The sequence below is a fragment of the Lysinibacillus sp. NPDC056959 genome (genome assembly GCF_042674095.1).
GTDB classification, from domain to species: Bacteria; Bacillota; Bacilli; order Bacillales_A; family Planococcaceae; genus Lysinibacillus; species Lysinibacillus zambalensis.
Genome location: NZ_JBHURE010000005.1, coordinates 153,387 through 173,508, shown reverse-complemented (window position 1 = coordinate 173,508; position 20,122 = coordinate 153,387). Strand labels below are relative to the sequence as shown.

15 protein-coding genes and 4 pseudogenes are annotated in these 20,122 nt (G+C 36.4%); 13 read left to right on the top strand and 6 right to left on the bottom strand.

Features of this window, described 5'->3' with window-relative positions:
• The first annotated feature begins 97 nt into the window (after positions 1 to 97).
• Positions 98 to 1,921: a DNA ligase D gene (locus ACFTQ7_RS08635; RefSeq protein ID WP_386828152.1), complete on the top strand. Its 1,824-nt coding sequence runs from the start codon at positions 98 to 100 to the stop codon at positions 1,919 to 1,921.
• Between the two features lie 180 nt (positions 1,922 to 2,101).
• Here ACFTQ7_RS08635 and ACFTQ7_RS08630 read toward each other — a convergent pair.
• The 3 genes and pseudogenes from ACFTQ7_RS08630 to ACFTQ7_RS08620 form a co-directional block, all read right to left on the bottom strand.
• Positions 2,102 to 2,218: pseudogene (locus tag ACFTQ7_RS08630) on the bottom strand (MBL fold metallo-hydrolase); the annotation flags it as partial.
• 57 nt (positions 2,219 to 2,275) lie between these two features.
• Complete coding sequence (locus ACFTQ7_RS08625; protein ID WP_386828151.1) at positions 2,276 to 2,911, bottom strand: hypothetical protein; 636 nt, start codon at positions 2,909 to 2,911, stop codon at positions 2,276 to 2,278.
• Between the two features lie 804 nt (positions 2,912 to 3,715).
• Positions 3,716 to 4,666, bottom strand: coding sequence for an MBL fold metallo-hydrolase (locus tag ACFTQ7_RS08620; RefSeq protein WP_386828150.1), 951 nt, complete (start codon positions 4,664 to 4,666; stop codon positions 3,716 to 3,718).
• Positions 4,667 to 4,804: 138 nt separating this feature from the next.
• On the opposite strand from ACFTQ7_RS08620, the gene ACFTQ7_RS08615 reads away from it, so the two are divergent.
• The 3 genes and pseudogenes from ACFTQ7_RS08615 (at position 4,805) to ACFTQ7_RS08605 (ending at position 7,127) form a co-directional block, all read left to right on the top strand.
• The gene (locus ACFTQ7_RS08615; protein ID WP_386828149.1) at positions 4,805 to 6,310 is read left to right on the top strand and encodes a methyl-accepting chemotaxis protein; all 1,506 of its coding nucleotides are present in this window, start codon (positions 4,805 to 4,807) and stop codon (positions 6,308 to 6,310) included.
• A 222-nt stretch (positions 6,311 to 6,532) separates the two neighbouring features.
• A pseudogene (locus ACFTQ7_RS08610) lies at positions 6,533 to 6,778 on the top strand (VOC family protein); the annotation flags it as partial.
• 91 nt (positions 6,779 to 6,869) lie between these two features.
• Positions 6,870 to 7,127, top strand: a complete 258-nt coding sequence (locus tag ACFTQ7_RS08605; protein ID WP_386828148.1) for a VOC family protein — start codon at positions 6,870 to 6,872, stop codon at positions 7,125 to 7,127.
• A 101-nt stretch (positions 7,128 to 7,228) separates the two neighbouring features.
• Here the strand turns inward: ACFTQ7_RS08605 and ACFTQ7_RS08600 are convergent, their stop codons facing one another.
• Positions 7,229 to 8,473, bottom strand: a complete 1,245-nt coding sequence (locus ACFTQ7_RS08600; protein WP_386828147.1) for a nucleoside permease — start codon at positions 8,471 to 8,473, stop codon at positions 7,229 to 7,231.
• A 382-nt stretch (positions 8,474 to 8,855) separates the two neighbouring features.
• Here ACFTQ7_RS08600 and ACFTQ7_RS08595 point away from each other — a divergent pair, with 382 nt between their 5' ends.
• Positions 8,856 to 9,074, top strand: coding sequence for a hypothetical protein (locus ACFTQ7_RS08595; RefSeq protein WP_386828146.1), 219 nt, complete (start codon positions 8,856 to 8,858; stop codon positions 9,072 to 9,074).
• A gap of 837 nt (positions 9,075 to 9,911) precedes the next feature.
• Here ACFTQ7_RS08595 and ACFTQ7_RS08590 read toward each other — a convergent pair.
• Entirely contained in the window at positions 9,912 to 10,847 is a 936-nt protein-coding gene (locus ACFTQ7_RS08590; RefSeq protein WP_386828145.1) for a bile acid:sodium symporter family protein, read from the bottom strand.
• Positions 10,848 to 11,096: 249 nt separating this feature from the next.
• Here ACFTQ7_RS08590 and ACFTQ7_RS08585 point away from each other — a divergent pair, with 249 nt between their 5' ends.
• The 6 genes and pseudogenes from ACFTQ7_RS08585 (at position 11,097) to ACFTQ7_RS08560 (ending at position 18,726) form a co-directional block, all read left to right on the top strand.
• Entirely contained in the window at positions 11,097 to 11,576 is a 480-nt protein-coding gene (locus tag ACFTQ7_RS08585; RefSeq protein WP_386828144.1) for a GNAT family N-acetyltransferase, read from the top strand.
• A gap of 1,217 nt (positions 11,577 to 12,793) precedes the next feature.
• Positions 12,794 to 14,476 (top strand): DUF6138 family protein, encoded by a 1,683-nt coding sequence (locus ACFTQ7_RS08580; RefSeq protein ID WP_386828143.1) that lies wholly within the window; start codon positions 12,794 to 12,796, stop codon positions 14,474 to 14,476.
• Between the two features lie 315 nt (positions 14,477 to 14,791).
• Positions 14,792 to 16,864, top strand: a complete 2,073-nt coding sequence (locus ACFTQ7_RS08575; RefSeq protein ID WP_386828142.1) for a serine hydrolase domain-containing protein — start codon at positions 14,792 to 14,794, stop codon at positions 16,862 to 16,864.
• Between the two features lie 466 nt (positions 16,865 to 17,330).
• Positions 17,331 to 17,852 (top strand): annotated as a pseudogene (locus ACFTQ7_RS08570) (helicase).
• A pseudogene (locus ACFTQ7_RS08565) lies at positions 17,746 to 18,213 on the top strand (Holliday junction resolvase RecU). The pseudogenes ACFTQ7_RS08570 and ACFTQ7_RS08565 overlap by 107 nt, the downstream one beginning before the upstream one ends.
• Before the next feature lie 270 nt (positions 18,214 to 18,483).
• Complete coding sequence (locus tag ACFTQ7_RS08560; protein ID WP_386828141.1) at positions 18,484 to 18,726, top strand: hypothetical protein; 243 nt, start codon at positions 18,484 to 18,486, stop codon at positions 18,724 to 18,726.
• A gap of 49 nt (positions 18,727 to 18,775) precedes the next feature.
• Here the strand turns inward: ACFTQ7_RS08560 and ACFTQ7_RS08555 are convergent, their stop codons facing one another.
• Entirely contained in the window at positions 18,776 to 19,042 is a 267-nt protein-coding gene (locus ACFTQ7_RS08555) for a translation initiation factor 2 (RefSeq protein ID WP_349658093.1), read from the bottom strand.
• Positions 19,043 to 19,144: 102 nt separating this feature from the next.
• Between ACFTQ7_RS08555 and ACFTQ7_RS08550 the strand changes: the two genes are divergently transcribed.
• Both ACFTQ7_RS08550 and ACFTQ7_RS08545 read left to right on the top strand, forming a co-directional pair.
• Complete coding sequence (locus ACFTQ7_RS08550) at positions 19,145 to 19,267, top strand: hypothetical protein (RefSeq protein WP_386828140.1); 123 nt, start codon at positions 19,145 to 19,147, stop codon at positions 19,265 to 19,267.
• A gap of 552 nt (positions 19,268 to 19,819) precedes the next feature.
• A complete protein-coding gene (locus ACFTQ7_RS08545; RefSeq protein WP_386828139.1) occupies positions 19,820 to 20,044 on the top strand; it encodes a hypothetical protein in 225 nt (74 codons plus the stop codon).
• Positions 20,045 to 20,122 lie beyond the last annotated feature (78 nt).

Sequence of the window (20,122 nt, the reverse complement as noted above, 5' to 3'; positions counted from 1 at the left end):
ACCTCGTTTTTCTTACTATGATATATTTTGCTTATTTTTATGTATCTTAAAGTGAAATCGTCAAAAACTGAAGGTAAAAAGAAAAGTAGGTATTCTTATGAAACCAATGCTTTTAACGGAAGTGCTTGAAACGCCTATTGGCGAAGAATGGATGTACGAAACAAAATATGATGGATTTAGATGTATGTTAGTGTGGGACGAACAGCCAATGTTAATAAGTAGAAATGGCAATAACTTAAATCACTTGTTTCCTGAGATACTCGATTTTTGTAAAAGTATATTTAATAAAGTTAAAAAGTATTTACCATTTACATTTGATGGTGAATTAGTTTGTTTAACGAATAACTTTAATAGTGATTTTTCGCTTGTCCAACAAAGAGGAAGGATGCAAAACAAAGATGTTATTGTTACACATGCTAAAACTTTCCCTTGTCACTATATAGCTTTTGATTTACTGAGCTTAAAAGGGGAGTCGCTAACAAGTAAGTATTTAAAAACACGCAAACAGCAACTTTCTAAGCTTTTTGCGACTTTAAAGCTCCCGGTGACTGTCAATTATGAGGATCAGCGTCCTTTGCAAGTGATTAATAGTGTGGAACAAAGTGAATCTCTTTGGCAGGCTATTAAGGTTTACAACGGAGAGGGCATGGTTGCGAAGAAGAAAACAAGTAAATGGGTTGGGGATACACGCTCGACACATTGGTTGAAAATAAAAAATTGGAGATATGTAACGGTGATCGTTACGAAATATGATCATAGCAATGGTTATTTTCATGGCAGTATGTATCAACAGAAGGAGCTAGTTGAAGTAGTTAGTTTTAAACATGGAATGTCAGAGGAAGAACGTAAAACACTTATTGCTTTTTTTCAAGCAAATGGGCAGAGGAAAAATGAAACATGGGAGTTGGAGCCATCCATCTGTGTCGATATAGCGTGTATTGATTTTGATGGCAGCAAATGTCGAGAACCGCGTTTTCATGCATTTCGACTGGAGATGTTGCCAGAGGATTGTCATTGGCAGCATATGCAGCGTCAGCTTTTTCCTATTCCAGACACTGTTCAGATAACGCATCCTGATAAGCCAGTTTGGCCTGAAATCGGTATTACGAAGGATGGTTATTTGCATTATTTGCAAATGATATCTCCGTATTTGCTACCTTTTTTGCGAGATCGACCGCTTACGTTAATTCGATTTCCTCATGGCGTGCCGGGGGAAAGCTTTTATCAAAAAAGTAGTCCAGAGAAAATACCTGCATTTGCTTCAACAGGATGGATGGACGATATTCATTATCTTGTATGCAACAATCTTGAAACATTACTATGGCTTGGCAATCAGCTTGCATTAGAACTGCACATACCTTTTCAAACGTTAGAAACAGAGCATCCTACTGAAATTGTCTTCGATTTAGATCCACCTTCAGTCGATCAATTTTCGCTTGCCGTTTCTGGGGCACTGGATTTAAAGGAAATGCTCGATTATTTTAAGCTTCAATCTTTTGTGAAAACATCAGGGGGTAAAGGATTACAGCTATATATACCATTACCTGAAAACGCCTTTACTTATGATGAGGTGCGCGTATTTACTGAATTTATCTGTCGTTTTTTATGTGAGCAAAAGCCAGAATTGTATACGATCGAGCGTTTAAAGAAGAATAGACATCAAAAATTATATTTAGATTATGTGCAGCATGCAGAAGGCAAGACGATTATTGCGCCCTATTCAACTCGGGGCAATGAGAAGGGATTAGTGGCAACGCCATTATACTGGGAAGAGGTTAATGAGTATTTAACACCTGATCAATTTACGATTCCTGCTGTACTGGAGCGTATGAAAGAAGGAAGCAATCCATTTAACAATTTCCGCGAAATAGGGGAGAGCCAGGATTTTCACTCGGCTTTAGAACGTTTAAAGGAGCAATGATACATTCATAAGTTGAACATGCAGAGTGGAGCATAACCTCAATAAAAGCAAAAAGCATCAGCTTTAGTGGCGATGCTTTTTAACAAGATTTTAATATTATTATGTAATCTAAATCTTTTGAATAGTTTTTGATTTCGTTTGCTAAATCAAAAATTAATGTTAATACTTACTAAGGGTGACTTGCTTAAATGTTTGGTTGCCTCGGATATGGTCGCCATGCCAATGACTGTTAACAGCCCATGTAACAGCTTGTTTTGTTATTTCTTCAGCTATGAGCTTTAAGTCTGCAGATGCTTGTAGCTTAAAGTGTTTATTTATAAAACACATCATTCATTTAGCGCACCTCTTTTTAATTTACTTAGCTATATCTTCTTTATAATTCTCTTGTGTCTGATTAAATTTCTTGAGTCCGATAATATTTCCTAGAATCGTGAAAATAGCAGTTCCTACGAGAACGATCATTAATTCGTTGTTATCGAAATAATGATACGAAGTTAATGAATTATTAAGATGTCTTATATAAAGAACTATTGCATAGGTTGAAAAGAAACTGATAGTGGCTCCAAGTGTAAAGCCACTGATATGCAACCAGTTGTTATATTTCTTTAATAAGAAATGAGATAAAAACACAAGAATGCTTGGCAATAACAGGATATAGTAGTCAATTGTGTTCCTAATAAAGATGTTTAGTATGTAATCTTCGTCTAATCTGTAGTGATATGAAAAGATAACCATTGGTATAACTTTGATCAACCAAAAACCGATTAATGTACCAAAAATTATCGGTTTGATCGTTATTTTTTTTATTAAAAAATAACAGATAATAAAGGAAATAATCACAGTGATAGGTGACATTAAGAAAATACCAATTTGGTAATACCTATATTGATCATCACTATTAAAATGATAAATTTCTGCTAAAGTAAAAGATGCGAGAACTGCGGCAATAGCAGTAACTAAATAAGATATTACATTTAAAAAAATTTTCAATTGGGTTACTCCTTTTTTGTTAAGATTGTTGCTGTAAAACAAAAAAGACATCATTCATCTATATAATGCATAGAGAGCACTCAGTCTTCCTCTTTTGGCATTTCGTGAATCGAATATTTAATGAGAGCACTCGCTAGTTAAACAACAAATGTTTACCTCACTTACAATTACAAAACATATACCAGTAACATCAACAATAATAATCGGTTTAAGCGGTTTAAATATGAATGATAAAAGAATAGGTAATGTTACTCCCATCCAAACTTCTGAAAATAAGGAACTCGCTTTCTCACATCTTTAAAAGAATAAGTAAAGAGTAATTCTATTACTATTTTCTCAATTAGTAAATAAACGCCTTTACTTGCTGGAGAAAAGTCACCTTTCCAATTTCATTCCATAGAATACTTTACCTATCAAATCTTAACAATTTATTGCGTTATTTTATATATGTAATTTTTTCTAAATCCAACGAGGATAGCAATGAGTTTATTTTGGAGTATTGAATAGTTTCTAAAGAGAAATTGCCTCTTTTTAATCAGTATCAATTAATTAGTCTCATTTTTGATTAAAAACACAAAAAGACCACCTCGTATGAGATGGTTAACCTTTTTGGTCATATAATCGCGGTAAGTTAGAATGGGTTAGATGAAAATAAAAGAATAGACCAGCACGATCCTTATATTTAGAAACTAATGACAGCCCTTAAAACGGGAAGGGGCAAACGATTTCTCTCAATCAAGTATTAAGAAAGTCGCCGATGTGTTTTCTACTGAATCTTTAAACAAATCGTGTTTAAGGACCATTCTATACGTCGTTCTTTTCTAGATAATCAAGAATCCCCATTGCAGAAACAATGGTATCGAACGGGATTGTTTGATAAACGGGATGATTTTCTGCGATACCGTTTTCCTGTAAATAGTTGTGTAATAGTGCCTTCAAGCTACTATCTAAATAATGTACTTGTTCTTTAAAATCACTAGATACCGTTAACGCTTTTTTTCCTTCAGCTAGAAATAGCGGCGTCCAATAGCGCACTTGTCTGTAAGCTTCAGCCGGATTTCTATATGCACCGAAATGACCGAAATACAATTCTGAAGCATTTAACTTTTCATAAAGCTGGATAGATTGCTCCATCGTATGTGGGTCATACTGATTTGGTGAAGTGGAAGGAATAATTAAATCAATTGCTTCGCTCTCCATTTCTGGATAACGTACACCAGTAGTATCTCCAACAAACAATCCGTTCGTAGCAGAATAATGCATTGATACATGGTGCTTTGCATGACCTTCTGTATGATAAAACGTTAGCTGATGCTGACCTAAAGATAGTACCTCCTCATGGCCGATTTCTATAATGCGTTCAGCATCAATAGGTACAATCGGATCAAATAGAAGATCGAATTCTGCTCCGTAAACACTCTTAGCACTTGCAATTAGACGACTTGGATCTACCATATGAGATACACCTCGTGGATGGACAACGAATGTGGCGTTTGGACAGCTTTGTAAAAATAAACCTGCTCCTCCAGCGTGGTCTAAATGGATATGCGTAACAATTACATATTGAATATCCTCCAGAGTAATATGTAATTCATTCAAACCTTCTACTATATAAGGCATAGACGGACTAGCAGAAGTCTCGATTAAGGCAATTTTTTCATCAATCAGCAAATATGAGCTTGTACGTTGTTCTCGATTTAAATCGTGTGTATCAATACAATAAAAATTTGGTGCAAGTTGTTGGACTCTCCTCATTAAATAATCCCCCTTCATTTCTATTGAGTACGAAATATTCTCTAATATGCATTTTTTATCTATAAAAAGTAGTGATTATACTTTATAATAATAGAAAATTATACTGAATGTCCATTCATTTTTTAGGAGGATTTATTAATGGAGAAAAATATTCGCTACGATACACAAAAGGTCCATCGAGTTAATTTAGCCATCATTGCAATTTTGGCTGCGCTAATTTGTGGACCGCTCATATTTTCAAAGGGCATTATGTTCTTATTTGTTGGACTTGCGGTTATTGCTTTAGCTATATGTAATTACTTTTTACCAATTAAAACGTATGTTAAAGGCTTTATTTTTGGAATGATTCCTTCAAGTGTTGTCTTTACGTTATTTTTAGTTGAAAGCTTTTCATTAAATAAACATTATATTTTACTTTGTTCGGTGGCCATTATCGCTCTGTATTTTAAGAAAGAATTACTAGTATTTTTTGGCGTGCTAACAAACATCAGCTTCCTGATTCTTTATATTGTTAAGTCTGAATCATTACTAGGTCCATTTAATGATATAACGGTATTCATAACCCTTCTAGCGATTATGAATGGTGTTATTATTGCATTATATTTAATCGCAAAATGGGGCAATGAACTAATTGAGCATGCTGCAATTCAGCAAGATGAAGTAAAAACGTCATTAAATCAACTTGAGAATACGTTTCAGGAAATTGAAAAAAGTAGTCAAGCCTTAGATGAGCACGTTACACATTTCCAACAAACAATGCAGCGTATATCAGGGTCTAGTAAACAAATTCTTTTAGCTACTGAGGATATTTCCGCAAGTATTCAGCAGGAGTCATCTAGCTTACAAATGATTCATGGCACGATGAAGGAATCTGTGCATTTTGTCAACGAAACATTCTCAATTTCAAAGGATACTGTTTCAAAATCTACTGATTTGCAGCAGGAGATTCTAGTAGGATGGGAGAAAATGCAGGATGCGATGGTGCAAATGGACGTAATGAATCAAGCGATGAGTTCTACAGCCGAAACAGTGAATGAGTTACAAACTAGCTTGAAAACCGTAGATAGTTTATTAAAGGGCATACAGCATATTGCAGAACAGACGAATCTACTTGCTCTTAATGCTGCAATTGAAGCGGCAAGAGCGGGGGAGCATGGTAAAGGATTCGCCATCGTTGCTGATGAAGTGCGGAAATTAGCGGAAGAAAGTGCTGCTATTACGGTAAGTATTACGAATGTAACGAGGACTTTGTTCGAAAAATCAACAGAAGCTCATCAACGCTCTGATGACGGCGAAAGAGCGTTACAACAAGGGGAAATGCTTTTACAAGATGTGAGCAACTTCTTCAATGTTCTAAAAGATTCATTTAATAATGCCAATATAGATTTAACTAGAGGGATGAATGAATTAAGCAGCGCCATTTCTCAGTTTGAAACAATCCAATTCCAGATTGAAAAACTTAATGACATGACCGAACAAAATGCAACTTCCACAGGAGAGATTGTGCACTCGGTGGAGGACGAACATACTATGCTTGAAATGATGACGAATACAACTAGTCGTATTCAGGAATTAAGCGATACATTAAAGTCGCTTGTTATGAAAAAAGAAAGAGAATCTTTTTATGATTCTAATGGAAATTAGATTGATATAATTACTTTGATTATTTAGAAAGGGGAAGTGTAGTCTAAATTCTTTTCAAAGGAGGGGGTTTTTAATTTTATGAGTATTTTGTTAATGGATTATATGAGTTCTTTTAATGATTAGAGGATAGGCTTTTTTAATTTCAGACTAAAGATGGATGTAAATGGAATGTGTTTTTTATATATTATTTCATAAATAAAGGTGAAGTAGGAGTATATTAAAATGATAAAAGGTTTATATGAAGCACATTTACCAGTTAGTAATTTAGAAAACTCGATTGTATTTTATCAAAAATTAGGGTTGGAGCTCGCTTACAAAAAAGGAAAGGTAGCTTTTTTCTGGATCGTTAAAGGGGAAAGCTGGTTAGGTTTATGGGAAAGTGATAGCGTTGAATTAAAATACCATCCATCTATCCGACATTTGGCGTTTAACCTCTTTCAGCGGGTGTGCAAGCACCCGCTGAAAGAAGTTAAAGCCTCCGGCGGATGTCACGGAATCGGAAAGGAGTGCTTTGTGCAAGCACAAAGCCGATTCCGGACGCAATTATGCCGAGGCATAATTGATAATTGACGAAGAAGATCTTAAGCGTGTAAAAGAGTGGTTGTCTTCAATTGGCATTGAAGTTCGCACTGAATTTGGCCTTACTTCCGAACATCAACCTTTAGTATTATCAAATTATCCTCATGCACATGCAGCAATTTACTTTTCAGACCCGGATGGTAATTCATTAGAATTCATTACACCATTGAGACTAGATGATATGGAGAGTTTTAATGAGATGTCTCTTGAAGAGTGGAGAAAACGTTATTCCGTCTAAGCTTTTAGCGGATTTTGTGGAATTCTTTAGTGGGAAATTCCATTACAGTTAAAGAGCCTTATACCATGAATGGTTAGGCTCTTTCTTTTGTGCAGGTGATATTATCCATTTTTCAATGCGTTACTGTCATGATTATATTTAAAAACGATGGCAAAAATGATGGCCAAAACGAACGTATAACCGCCAAAGAACAACCAAATATTTTGCCAATTTCTTACGCCCTCAACTGTGAAATAATCAACTACTTTGCCACTAATTACAGCTCCTAAATAGGCGCCAATACCATTGACCATCGTACTAAATAATCCTTGAGCACTGCCTCGAATTCGATGATCGACTTCTTTTTCAACAAAAATTGCTCCCGAAATATTAAAAAAATCAAAGGCACAACCGTAAACGATCATTGATAACAGCAATAGTAAAAATCCTCCGCCAACAGGGCTTCCATACCCAAAGAAAACAAAACGTAATGTCCATCCAATCATACTGATGAGTATTACTTTTTTAATGCCATACTTACTTAAAAAAAACGGAATGGTGAGAATGAAGAATACCTCTGAAATTTGTGACACTGATAATAAAATAGCTGGATATTTAACAGCAAAGCTATTTTTATAATCAGGGTTCAATGCGAAGTCGTGTAAAAATGGATCACCGAATGTATTAGTAATTTGAAGCGCAACGCCTAGTAGCATAGAAAAAATTAAAAACAAAGCCATTTTTTTATCTTTAAAAAGAACAAAAGCATCAAGTCCCAAAAGGCTTACCCATGACTTGTCGTTTATTTCATTGGAAGTTGGGCATGCCGGAAGAGAAATTGTGTAAAGTGCAAGAACTAACGAAGAGCCGCTAGCAATAAATAATTGAATATTACTTAATTCAATTTTGGCAAGACTAATAATCCACATCGCAAGAATAAAACCAATTGTCCCATAGACACGAATAGGAGGGAAGTCCTTTATAATATCAAACCCTTTGTTCTCCAAACTAAAATAAGAAATCGTATTCGATAATGCAAGTGTTGGCATATACACGATTGAATTAAAGAACATTACCCAAAACATCATCGTAGGATCGGAAATTTGAGCCGCAATAAATAGGGTAATCGCACCGAGAAAATGCAATATTCCGTATAAAACATTGGCTTTTACCCAACGATCTGCAATTATACCTATAAGACTGGGCATAATAATGGCTGCAAGACCGTTAGAACTATACACGATTCCAACTTGCGCGCCGGTAAAATTCAACGTATTAATCATATAAGAACCGAATGTAACGAGCCAAGTCCCCCAAATAAAAAATTGAAGAAAAATCATTATTTTAAGCCGTAATTTTATATTCATTTTTTCCTCCTATAGAAGGTAATGTGGTTGTTCTGAGGCAATAAAAATTCACTGCTTTGGATTTTAGAACATAACTACAGCATTTGCTCCTTATGTCCGAATCATACGAATTTATTGGAGTTTCTTTTGAAGGTTTGTCCTATATACAGTCACAGAATTGTTTTGATGAAAAATGCGATAGTATATACGCTCTTTAGTAAACTGGCAAGAACGTGGAGAAATACAACAAGGAGGAATTCGGAAGATATCTACTGTACATTCCAATTTTAGAACGTGATTTTATATTAGGGCTAGTTCTTGAATTTTTTGGTAGGCAATCTAGTAACTAAATAATATAATTAGTAAGTGACGTTTTAAAATTTAAAGTTTAGGAGTAGGTTCTTTGGAAATGTTTATTATGGCAATAGTGGTTACGTTAATTTTCGGCAGTTTTTCTTACATGCTGTTAAAAAATACTGAAGATTTTTTAAAGATGAGTTCCTTTTCAGAAAAATTCATTAAGAAATCATTTTTAAAAAAGTTCGTAAAGTTTATGGGCTGGTGGTTTTTAATACTAGTGATAGGTGTATGGATTATAGCAATCCTCTCTTTATTTGAATGAAATGGTGTGTAGTAGTTGAAAATAATGTATGTCCAGTCATTGTTACACATAGAACGAGAAACCTAAGGGATAGCATACCTTTACATATCTTTTTTCAACAAAGTGAAGTTACTCATTTGAAAAATAATGAGTAACTTTTTTTCTATTTTGCAATTACTTTATTAAAGGGCGGTATGGTTCACTTTTGAATCGGATGATGAAGTAGCCGAAAGGTTGATTTTCGCGGATAACTATTTGTATTTTAAGAAAAGTCTTGACGTTATTTCCGCTCATATTTATATTTTACATACAACCGAACAGTTATGTGTAAAGTGAGGAAACGATCATGCCAAATGTTTATCGAGCATTAGGTGATTCAACGCGACGCCATATTAGGAAGTATTACCCAAAAGGAGATAGTTGAAGCATTTGATATCTCTCAGCCAGCTATTAAGAAGCATTTCACACCTACTTACAACACGCGTATTAATTGAGAAATTTAGTTAAATTGAAGCTTCGGTACAATCATAACCTACATGATTAAATGTAACTGGCACTTAATAGAAGGGCTCTCAGACGTATTGAAAATCCAGAATTCTCCGTCTCGATTCGTCTGAGAGCTCTTTAAGTATATACGGGAGAGTCTAATACAAAAATCTTATAACAAGAGATAAATAGGCCGCAGAGTTTTCTTTAAGAAAGCTTTACGGCCTATCTATGTTTTAAGCCTCGTGGCATAACAGTCGATATGAATAAGGATTATTATAAAGTGAGTAATACTTATTTCTTATTAAAGTAAAAACGCTGAAAAGCCGCTTCCAGAGTTTTTGAACATTTAAATGCTATGTGTTGAATTATTTACTTAACCTTATCGTTCATACGACTAAAAATGGTTGCTAATATAGGACCTGATATATTATGCCAGACACTGAAAATCGCACTTGGCACCGCGGCTAATGGAGAGAAATGTGCAACAGCTAACGATGCACCTAGGCCCGAATTTTGCATTCCAACTTCAATAGCAATAGCTTTCTTTTTCGCTAAGTTCATACCGAAGATCTTTCCAAATAAATACCCGATTAAATAGCCTAAACAATTGTGTAAAACAACAACAGTGAAAATAATTAAACCAGTTTCAGCAATCTTTTGTTGATTGCCTGCAACTACAGCAGCCACAATAGCAACGATGGCTACTACAGAAACAAGTGGCATCACTTTCACACTTGCTTTAGCTTGCTTGTTAAAGAACTTTTGTACAATGAAGCCTAATGCAATCGGAATAATAATTACTTTGACGATCGACATGAAAAGTGCACTAGGTGCAACATCTATGTACTCACTTGCAAATAAATAAATAAGTCCAGGTGTGATGATCGGAGCTAATAAAGTTGTGATAGATGTAACTGTCACCGATAATGCCACATCCCCTTTAGCAAGGAATGTCATGACATTTGAAGATGTGCCCCCTGGGCAGCAACCTACCAATATAACTCCAATTGCGATTTCCGGTTGAAGATTGAACAGTTTCACCAGTAAAAAGGCTAAAGTTGGCATGATTAGAAATTGACCAACTACACCAACTGCCACATCTTTCGGTCTAGTTAAGACTTCTTTAAAGTCCGCAACCGTTATGGTTAATCCCATACCGAACATTACAATACCTAATAATGTCGTGATATACGCTCCAATCCAAGAAAATCCGCTAGGGATAAAAAAGGCAAGCACTGCAAAAAGGAGCACCCAAATTGCAAATGTATTGCTAACAAACTGACTAAAACGTTCTAAAACTTTCATGTAACACCTCGATGTAATATTTTACTAACATAGTAAACTATAAACTAATTACAGAATTTAATCAATAATGGGAATAATCAGTCAATGAAGTATAGTTCGTTACCATATTTTCAATAGTAGAATTTTATTTTGAGTAGTTATGTGAATTAGAAATTAAATTTGACAAAATGCTTTTTGAAATTTCGAAAAATAATGACCTAAACCTATTTAAGTGGTAAAGTATAGAAAAAATGAATGGAGAATTTTGTTATGGAAAAATTAAAAAGGGTTGAATTAAAGTATTTTTCAAGTGAATATATGAAAGAATTGAACTCTTTTATACTTACAGAGGAACAAAAACAATTTTCTGCACTTCCAAGCAAATTTGAGGAAATTAATGAGGGACAGTATCGTATTGTTATTTTAAGTGATAATACACCAGTTGGTTTCTTTCTCCTAAATTCAAATGAGAGAGTAAAGAAATACTCTAATAATTTGAATGCTATGTTATTAACGGCACTATCAATTAATCATACCGAACAAGGAAAAGGCTACGCAAAACAAGGAATGACATTACTAGTTGAGTTTGTTAAAAAAGAATTTCCGAATTGTGATGAAATTGTTTTAGTTGTAGACAAAGATAATATACTAGCACAAAAACTTTATTTAAAAGTAGGATTTGAGGATACAAATGAGAGATTAATAGGACGTATCGGTGAAGAAATTATTATGAGACAATTAATAAAATAATAGTAGACCACAAATAAAAGTTAGGTTCGTTTTACAATCTTCGTCACCAGAGTTGATTCTACATTTTGTAGATTAACTCTGGTTTTATGTATTATTGAAAGTCTAGCATCAATCCTTGAAAATCAGCTTCATAATATGTATCAAATGGTGCAAGTGTTCATTTGTATCAAACGTTACATTTTATATATGTATGAAATAAATTAACAATTAAACTCGGAGGTAGGTCGGTGCGGTAAGTATCTCCTCCCGTGGTGTTTATAAAAACAATTAATTACCAGAAGAGACCGACCGACGACCAATCTGCGCTATTTAGTAGCAGCACATCTCGATGCAGATCACTTAGGTGGTTTATTAGCTGTACTAAATTCACTTTCTATAGGTCAATTTGTCAACAGTGGTACATACGACAAAAAAATATGCGCAGTTATTAGAATTAGTAGAACAAAAGAATATTAAATATGTCGAGCCGAAAATAGAACAGTTATTAGTTGGGGGCTGGAATACAGGTTTTACTTACAGTCACAGTATGTTGACGCAAAGGCTTCATATAAAAATGATGCCTCTATTGTATTAAAAACTGGATATAAAACGTGTAATTTCTATTAATGGTAGATGGCGTATGATAGTTGAGTAGATGGAGGATAACGACGAAATCAGACGCTTGGTGCTTAAATGTAAGACTAAACTTGTCATTTCTTGCGCTTACCCGGGAAATTATTTCTTATTTCCTAACCTGAGTAACCATTATTCCAAATAGCTTTCATGCAGATAAAAAATAATGCAGTGGTTGAAGATCCTTTCGCAAATAGTAAGGGAGCGATAGAGGTCAACTTTGATGATTTTCCATTCTAAATCTGGGGCACTTATAATTATTTCGGGATACATAGCTGATGAAGTTCCATCGTTTGAAAACTACACAATTATCGCGGCTTTTTTGTTTTAATGATTTGTATCAGTTGTATATGTTTATCAATTTTGAATCCATGAATCCAGTGAATAAATGGGTCACATGCCCAATTGTTCTGCTTGCGGGGATGGGATATAATAGAAAATAATTCAGAACTATCTATATTATGGAATCCTGAAAGCAGAATGCGCATTACGACGAAGCGTCTGGTTCATGAATTCTTTATCAAAGATAGAGGTTGTTGCGGTGTTTGCAAGAGAACTCTTCAAAAGCAATGATGTCAGAATATATGAAGAGGAGCAGAAAATCAATGTATACAAAGGAGCATAAGTTGAACACGGGTCTCACTCTGGAAACGATAGACAAAATGAAACTGGAAATCGATAAATGGATGACCAATATTAGCGATAAGGACGCGGAACAAATCGTAAATCGTACTTCACTACGGGCAGGAATACATGATTACGCTCTGCTCGAATATGTCAAGGGCAGGGTGAAGGTGAGGGAAGCGGAAAACTTTTTAACGTTGCCAGTAGTCAAGACCGGCAAATCTTCAGAAACGCTGACCGAGGAACAAGTGAGAGAACGGATCGTCCCTGAGCTTGCTTCTTTCATACGGCAAAAATTGGACGAGTTGTCGCCGGCTTTGTTTAATTGTCCATTTACGTTTAACGGCAAGTTCCGGACGCGAGAAGGAGATGTTAACGTTCGTATTCTGGAATACGTCGACGAAACGAAGAAGAAACAATTGCTGAAAGGAATCTCCTTTTATATCGTGGATAAGCTCGAAGCGGGAAAAAATCCGACTAAACCTGTGGAGACGTTTTTCCTCTCCAAGCACCTGTTGGACGAGAGACTGTTTCCAGATTTAGATGCAGCGCATATCATCTCTATTTTCGAGAAAATTCAATATGTGAATAAAGAGAACAAACATCTTACAGAACATCGTCGTTATCTGATTGGTGCTTTGCGGAATTGGTTGGAGAATCACTGGTTACCCTGTTATTTCGAAAATATGGGAACACAATGGCAAAAAGAATTTAAGAAAAAAGGCGATGCCCGCATTGAAAATACTGAGCAAGGTCCGATTGAACTAGTCATCTATGCTGCAACCTTGATTTTGAAATACGAGCCCTCCCACATAAGAGATAAGGGTGTGGATATTTTGAATTGTGCAATCGAGTTGGGAAGCGACCGAGCGAAACGTATGACAAAGGAAGGCAGTGGAACGTTCGCCAAGGAAGATATCAGTTTTTGTGACGAACTAGTGAAATGCACAGCCAACGATGTGTTTGCCGAGGTGAACATAGCCATTAAGCAAGAAAAGGAGGAGAGTTATGCGCGTGCCCTCCGGTTTCTAACTCGCTTGTTAAGCCTGGGCTTCCACAAAAGCTATCAAATCAAGCTGAAATCCGGCGTAAGGCAATGGCTACGAATCAAAGGATTGGCCAAGTCGGGCACGCATCACTTCTTCGCCAATGCCCTAGAATATCCGAATTTGCATCCCTTGTTGGAGGAATATGCCCGTGCTGCGATGGAATCATTTGAATGGTATACGGATACAGAAGGTGAAAAGAATTGCATGCCAGGTAGTTATGCAGTCTTCGGCCTCGGATTGGCGGACCAGACCTATTTTCCGTTAGTAGAAGAATATATGGCAATGGTTGACGAAGAACACCAGTCCGTTCAGAACGACTTCACGGTCGCTTTTGCCGAGTGGCAAGGCGTAAACGCGGAAACGATTCCTACGCTAGTGAAGTGTATGCTGCATAGCACGGATTCTATGAAACTTAAAATCAAAACCGATATGGAAAATGAGAGGCATCTCATGCTGCTGCTAAATCAGGTTCGTGACCTTCAGGATTACGAGGTCGAGCATATCGTATACTTAATCTGGGGCGGACCGGACAAGCTAAAGAAAATAGCTGCCAAAACCAAAGGAAATCGAGGGAAGTGGCTCACTGAGTTGGCGCAGGCCGCCAGCCGCGGATAAATTGGCTATTGCGATAGGACAAAGGGTTTAACAGGATAAGTATTGTAGCTGCACAATAGAAGATGACCAGCAAAGCTAATTTAGCCGAGCTGGTCTTTTTAATTTACTTAGTCATCATTAACCATAAGTCTAAAGCCCAACATGGTATCAGTCTATCACTGTATTTACGAGTAAATAAAACTTTGATATTCTATTTATGGTAAATATTTCTTTGTGAAGGGAGTAGTCAGGGTGTTAAAGTGAAAAATTTTTTAATTATGGGGGCATTAATTATTGTTTTAGGAAGTGTATATCTATAAAGGAGGAAATTCGTTTATGAAAAATAAACTATCTGCGGTGTTAGCCGCTACATTAGCGTTAACGATGAGCCTACCAACATGGGCGATGGCGTCTTCTACCAGTCAAACTACGGTTGTGGCTAGCCAAGAATTAGCTAGTCAAGAACTGAAAAAGATTGCGGCAGAGAAGGCTACTCTACTCACGAAGACCTATGAGACAACTAGCGTGCAGTATGCGCTAATTGATAATGGTAAAGTTATTTTGTCGGGTCAGACAGGCAAGAACGATATGGAAGGGAAACAGCCACTGACCAAAGATACCCTATACGGGATTGGTTCAGTCAGTAAAATGTATGTAACAGCGGCTGTAATGAAATTGGTCGACGAAGGAAAAGTCGATTTGGATGCTCCTGTCGTCCATTATGTTCCTGATTTCAAGATGAAAGACGAGCGTTTCAAGAGCATTACGCCACGTATGCTGTTGAACCACTCCTCCGGCTTGCAAGGTAATACGCTTAGTAATTCATTTTTATTTAAAGATAATGATACCTATGCACATGATAACTTGTTGCAGCAATTGTCCAACCAGCAATTGAAGGCGGATCCTGGCGCGTTCTCCGTATACTGCAACGACGGTTTTACGCTGGCCGAGATTGTAGTGGAAAGAATTAGCGGGTTGAGCTTTACCGAATTCATACATCAACAGTTTACAAAACCCTTAAAGCTAAATCATACGAAAACGCCGCAGGACAAATGGGAAGACGATAAGCGGGCTGGACTTTATTCTCCAATGTACCAAGGGCAGCTTCCTACTGAAACGGTGAATGTGATTGGTACGGGAGGGATCTCTTCCACAGCAGAAGATTTGGTGCAATTCTCACAAATATTTATGGGACAGGGAAAAGGAATCCTCTCTGAAAAGGCAGTCAAGGCGATGGAGCAAGAGGAATATAAAAAAGGAATGTGGCCTGGGGATGGAGATAATATTATCAACTATGGTCTTGGCTGGGATAGTGTGAAACTATATCCATTTAGTGAATATGGGATAAAGGGCTTAGCTAAAGGCGGCGACACGGTACTGCAACATGCTTCACTGGTCGTGCTTCCAGAACAGAAGATGGCAGTGGCTGTGTTGTCATCCGGTGGGAGTAGCATTATAAATCAACTGATGGCGAATGAATTACTGCTCGCCGCGCTTAAAGAGAAGGGCACAATTAAGGATATCAAGCACAAATCCTTTGGCAAGCCGACCAAAGCCAAAATGCCTCAAGACGTAGCGAAGAAAGCGGGTTTTTACGGCAATAGTTTCGGTCAATTCAAAATAGAAATTACGAAGACTGGAGAACTAATCTTACTATCTAATCCACAAGTAAAATATGTTTATACTGCGAATGGAAGCTTTATTAATGAGAATGGTACCGCCAAGCTCAATTTCGTCACTGAGAAGAATGGCCGAACTTATTTGAAGGAGAGCACATATTCATCGCTGCCAGGTTTAGGGCAAGCAGTGGTTACTCAATATGTAGCCGAGAAACTAGAAGACAATGTGCTATCGAAGGAAACCGCTGCTGCATGGGCAAAGCGTGAAGGCGTCAAGTTCTATCTTGTGAGTGAGAAGTTTAGTTCAATGCAATATTTAATGATGCTTGCCGAACAAATTAATAGCAAAGAAGGCATGGAGGGTTATTGGGAAAGCTTAAAAATTACAGGTCCTAACACGGCGATGCATCAGCTCCAAATACCTGTGGCGGGTGGCCGTGATACGACGGAAGCCCGTTTCTATACAGAAGGCGGCGATGAATATATAGAGATGTCCGGATTTGTATACGTAAGTGAATCCAACGTAAAACCGCTGGATGCAGGCCAATCATCCAAAGTTACGCTGCAAGCAAATGGGCATGCTAAATGGTTTACGATTCCACAAGAGGCAGCAGGGAAAACGATGACCGTGGCGTTGCCATCAAAGAGTTCGTTCGCGGTGTATGATGAGAATGGAGTATGTATCAATTTTACCGTTATAAGCGGCAATAACAAAGTAAAACTACCGAAGAACGGAACAGTTGTATTTGCTGGCGTGCCGAACTCGGAATTTGCAATTACGTTGAACTAACTATAATTCTAGAACGATTTCAACAAAACCAATAAGATACAGAAATAATTCGAGCTCATTTGACTGCATTCTTGACTCGGAAATATGCAGAAGATAATTAACGAAAGCCACTAAATGAACTAGATCCCAAGAGTTAGACCGAAAAACTTTTGGGGTCACTATCATATTGGCTTTTTTTTATTTTAAAACAAAATGGAAATAAAGGATATAAGACCTAGGTAATGTAAATTATTTTCTTTGATAAAATTTCTATTATAAAACGTACCTTGTCTAAATATAAAATCAACTAATAACAACAATTGAATATTTTGAACAGGTGGTAATTACTGACTATGAAACTGCGTTTTCTGTACTTAAAATACTGAAAAAACAGTCAATTTCAATGGAACAATATAAATTATTCCTGAATACATCAAACATCTTACATTTATTTCTATGTACAAAAATTTGATAGGAGTGACTACAATTGAGTTTCGAAAATGATGAAATATATCCTTATTGCACATTTATTAGTAGAACGGTGGAAGTTGGCGGACTTACTAAATCGCAGCTTATCCAGAAATTACAAAAATACTCTATCTTGATGAATGAGTATGGAGAGAGGCTATTTGCAGACGATAGATTTATGACTTCTGCTACGAAATACAGCCTACAGACCGTTGAACTAAATGTTGAAGACCTTGGTTTTCCTGAAGGAGCTAATACGACTTAAATTTATAAAAGAGCTGGGGAACTTGGTTTGGAATTGTGCCCGCTTGAATTAGGACCTTACCTAAGACTGGAGTATCTGGATCAGCTTGAAGGTTATTCAGTCAATCCTTTACAGCAACAACAAGCTCCATCAGGCTCCATCACAATAGCATCGGAGGTACTTACTGAAGATGATGAATTTCCGAAAGGCTTCTACATTAGAAGAATTAACGGTGTTTTGTGGCTTCGTGGATACTGTGCCGATTATCTACACGCCTACGCCAATACAAATTATTAAAGACAATGGACGTTTTGGCGAAGGGCGATCAGAAAAAACAGAATGGGTTGATTTTGCTGGAGTATATAAAGGACGATCTATTGCCTTCGATGCGAAGGAAATAAGCAATGCTAGTTTCCCTCTTGATAATTTATCGAATCACCAATATGAACTACTAGAATAATGGCATAAAAATAACGCTTTTTCGTTTCTCCTTGTGAGTTTTCGTAAATATAACAAAACAGTTCTTCTGCCTTTTGAGGTGCTACAAATGAACTGGGAAGCGGCTAAAAACGGCGGTCGAAAACAATACCATATAAGACCTTTGAAAATGAGTGTATTGAGGTTAAGTCGAAGAATGGATATACGCTGCATTATTTGAATGCGTTAGTGGTATGACGTATGAATACGGTTCGCAAGGAAGTAAAACAGCGTAGAGTAAGGCTAATTAATCAGCAGGACCACATAGCTTTTCTCGAGTGCAAGCATGTTCGAAACGTAGAGCTTATGATCCTATTTAAAAGTGTGGGAGAAGCAAGACTTATAGGCAACTACGAAGCATTAGGAAAGAGCTTGAGTAGATCAGTCGTTTACGTAGGTGGGGTAAGTGAAGATTTGAAAGAAATTGTTTAGCAAAAAGGATGGTGAATAAATGACTATCGTATGTCGTCATTGTAATGCTAGTGAAGGGTTCTATGTGAGAGAGCGAGTATCCGGCTCATCAACTACTTACTACACAAAAACGGGTGATTTCATGGCTGACCAGAGTAGTATGTATGACCATTTAAATCATCATGGAGGCACAGTAGCTTACTGTATGAATTGTCATAAGGCTATGGGAAAAAAAGAAGATTTCGAGTCGGGCGATGTTGAAAAAGAAGCAACTTTTTACTAAACAATTTGAGGATTGTGTCTGATAAATTTTGTGTAACAGGGAAAGAGGTTCATTTTCTTGAGTATTTAAGTTTATTTAGTTCCTTTGTTAAATATTGAACTTGCTTTTCTAATTCATCTATTTTATTTGAGGAGCTATTATTGTTGGTATTTGATTGTTGGGATTGAGCTTCCTCTAGAGCCATCATAGCTGCAATAGTAGATAGGCCGTCACCTAATGTAGTAATTAGTCCAGCAATTACAGCAAGCTTAGCAGCATCATTTTCGCCATTCGATAAAAGGTCATTCATATTAAAACTATCTTTGCGTTTACTCAAATGTTAACCTCCCTAAATTAATCAGTACTATATCTTATTCTGTATCCTATTTTAAAATTCGGGTGTTTAAACCAAAATGTTCGGTAACAAAAGAGGGAAATAATGAAAGTTACTTTTTTAGTAGGAATGAATGAACAAGATGCTCAGGTAAAAGAGACGTTTGCACTTGAGCAATTAGGAATTGATAAAAATCTAATAGGCGATGAAGTCCAAGGATGCTGTTGATGAGAGTTATAATGAATAGGCTTGGGAACAGCTATACGGAGGTTTTGACTTTGTAGATTAATGACAAAAAAGCCGCAGCGTTTGCAGACGCTACAGCTCAGAATTGGTTTATTCCCTTGTATTCAGGCTAGTCAGATAAGTCATATAACACAACTTAGGAGGGCAAACCTATGTTAAAAGGGCAAAAAGATTACAATGCAACAGAAGTATTGTAGATTATTGATCGCTACAGCCACATGAAAAAAGCTTTAGGATTTGATATTAAGAGTCCGTATGCAAATGAAATTATGGTCGCTAACTACGACAATTTAGGAATGCCGAGAGGTGGAGGAATCAGTGATCCAACACTAAACAAGCATTCAGAAATAATAGTATTCTACCAGAACGTTTAGTAAACGAATACATGGATAAAATTGATTACATTGACGAACACTCTAAATATTTAACAAAAGAACGTGAATTAACTGTACTTGACTGGAAGTTATCTGGAATGAAAACTAAACACATTGCAGAGTTTGAGGGTATAACCTTGATATTTATGATAGTCAAACTATGAAGTATCAATTACAAGTTACATGGAAAGAGATTACTTATGAAGATTTAGAAGTAATGGAGGTTACTATCCAAAATAATATTAACAAAAATAATTCTATTCTCTCTCTTTTCGGAACAATACATGGCATTATTATCTCTATAGCAGGGGCATTTACAGGAGCTTTTGTAGGAATTGCTGCAACATCTTCGAATCGAATGAAGCTTATAAATCAGAGGTTTTGAAATCTGTTGGATTGTTTATGATTATTTTCTAATTATAGTGTCTCTATCATTCATTAATAGTTTGTTAAGTCCGATTCG

Coding starts and splice junctions, on each gene's coding strand:
- ACFTQ7_RS08550 (WP_386828140.1), top strand. CDS start 19,145: ATGAAAGTTACTTTTTTAGTAGGAATGAATGAACAAGATGCTCAGGTA.
- ACFTQ7_RS08580 (WP_386828143.1), top strand. CDS start 12,794: ATGTATACAAAGGAGCATAAGTTGAACACGGGTCTCACTCTGGAAACG.
- ACFTQ7_RS08600 (WP_386828147.1), bottom strand. CDS start 8,473: ATGAATATAAAATTACGGCTTAAAATAATGATTTTTCTTCAATTTTTT.
- ACFTQ7_RS08585 (WP_386828144.1), top strand. CDS start 11,097: ATGGAAAAATTAAAAAGGGTTGAATTAAAGTATTTTTCAAGTGAATAT.
- ACFTQ7_RS08635 (WP_386828152.1), top strand. CDS start 98: ATGAAACCAATGCTTTTAACGGAAGTGCTTGAAACGCCTATTGGCGAA.
- ACFTQ7_RS08620 (WP_386828150.1), bottom strand. CDS start 4,666: ATGAGGAGAGTCCAACAACTTGCACCAAATTTTTATTGTATTGATACA.
- ACFTQ7_RS08590 (WP_386828145.1), bottom strand. CDS start 10,847: ATGAAAGTTTTAGAACGTTTTAGTCAGTTTGTTAGCAATACATTTGCA.
- ACFTQ7_RS08615 (WP_386828149.1), top strand. CDS start 4,805: ATGGAGAAAAATATTCGCTACGATACACAAAAGGTCCATCGAGTTAAT.
- ACFTQ7_RS08560 (WP_386828141.1), top strand. CDS start 18,484: ATGACTATCGTATGTCGTCATTGTAATGCTAGTGAAGGGTTCTATGTG.
- ACFTQ7_RS08545 (WP_386828139.1), top strand. CDS start 19,820: ATGAAGTATCAATTACAAGTTACATGGAAAGAGATTACTTATGAAGAT.
- ACFTQ7_RS08575 (WP_386828142.1), top strand. CDS start 14,792: ATGAAAAATAAACTATCTGCGGTGTTAGCCGCTACATTAGCGTTAACG.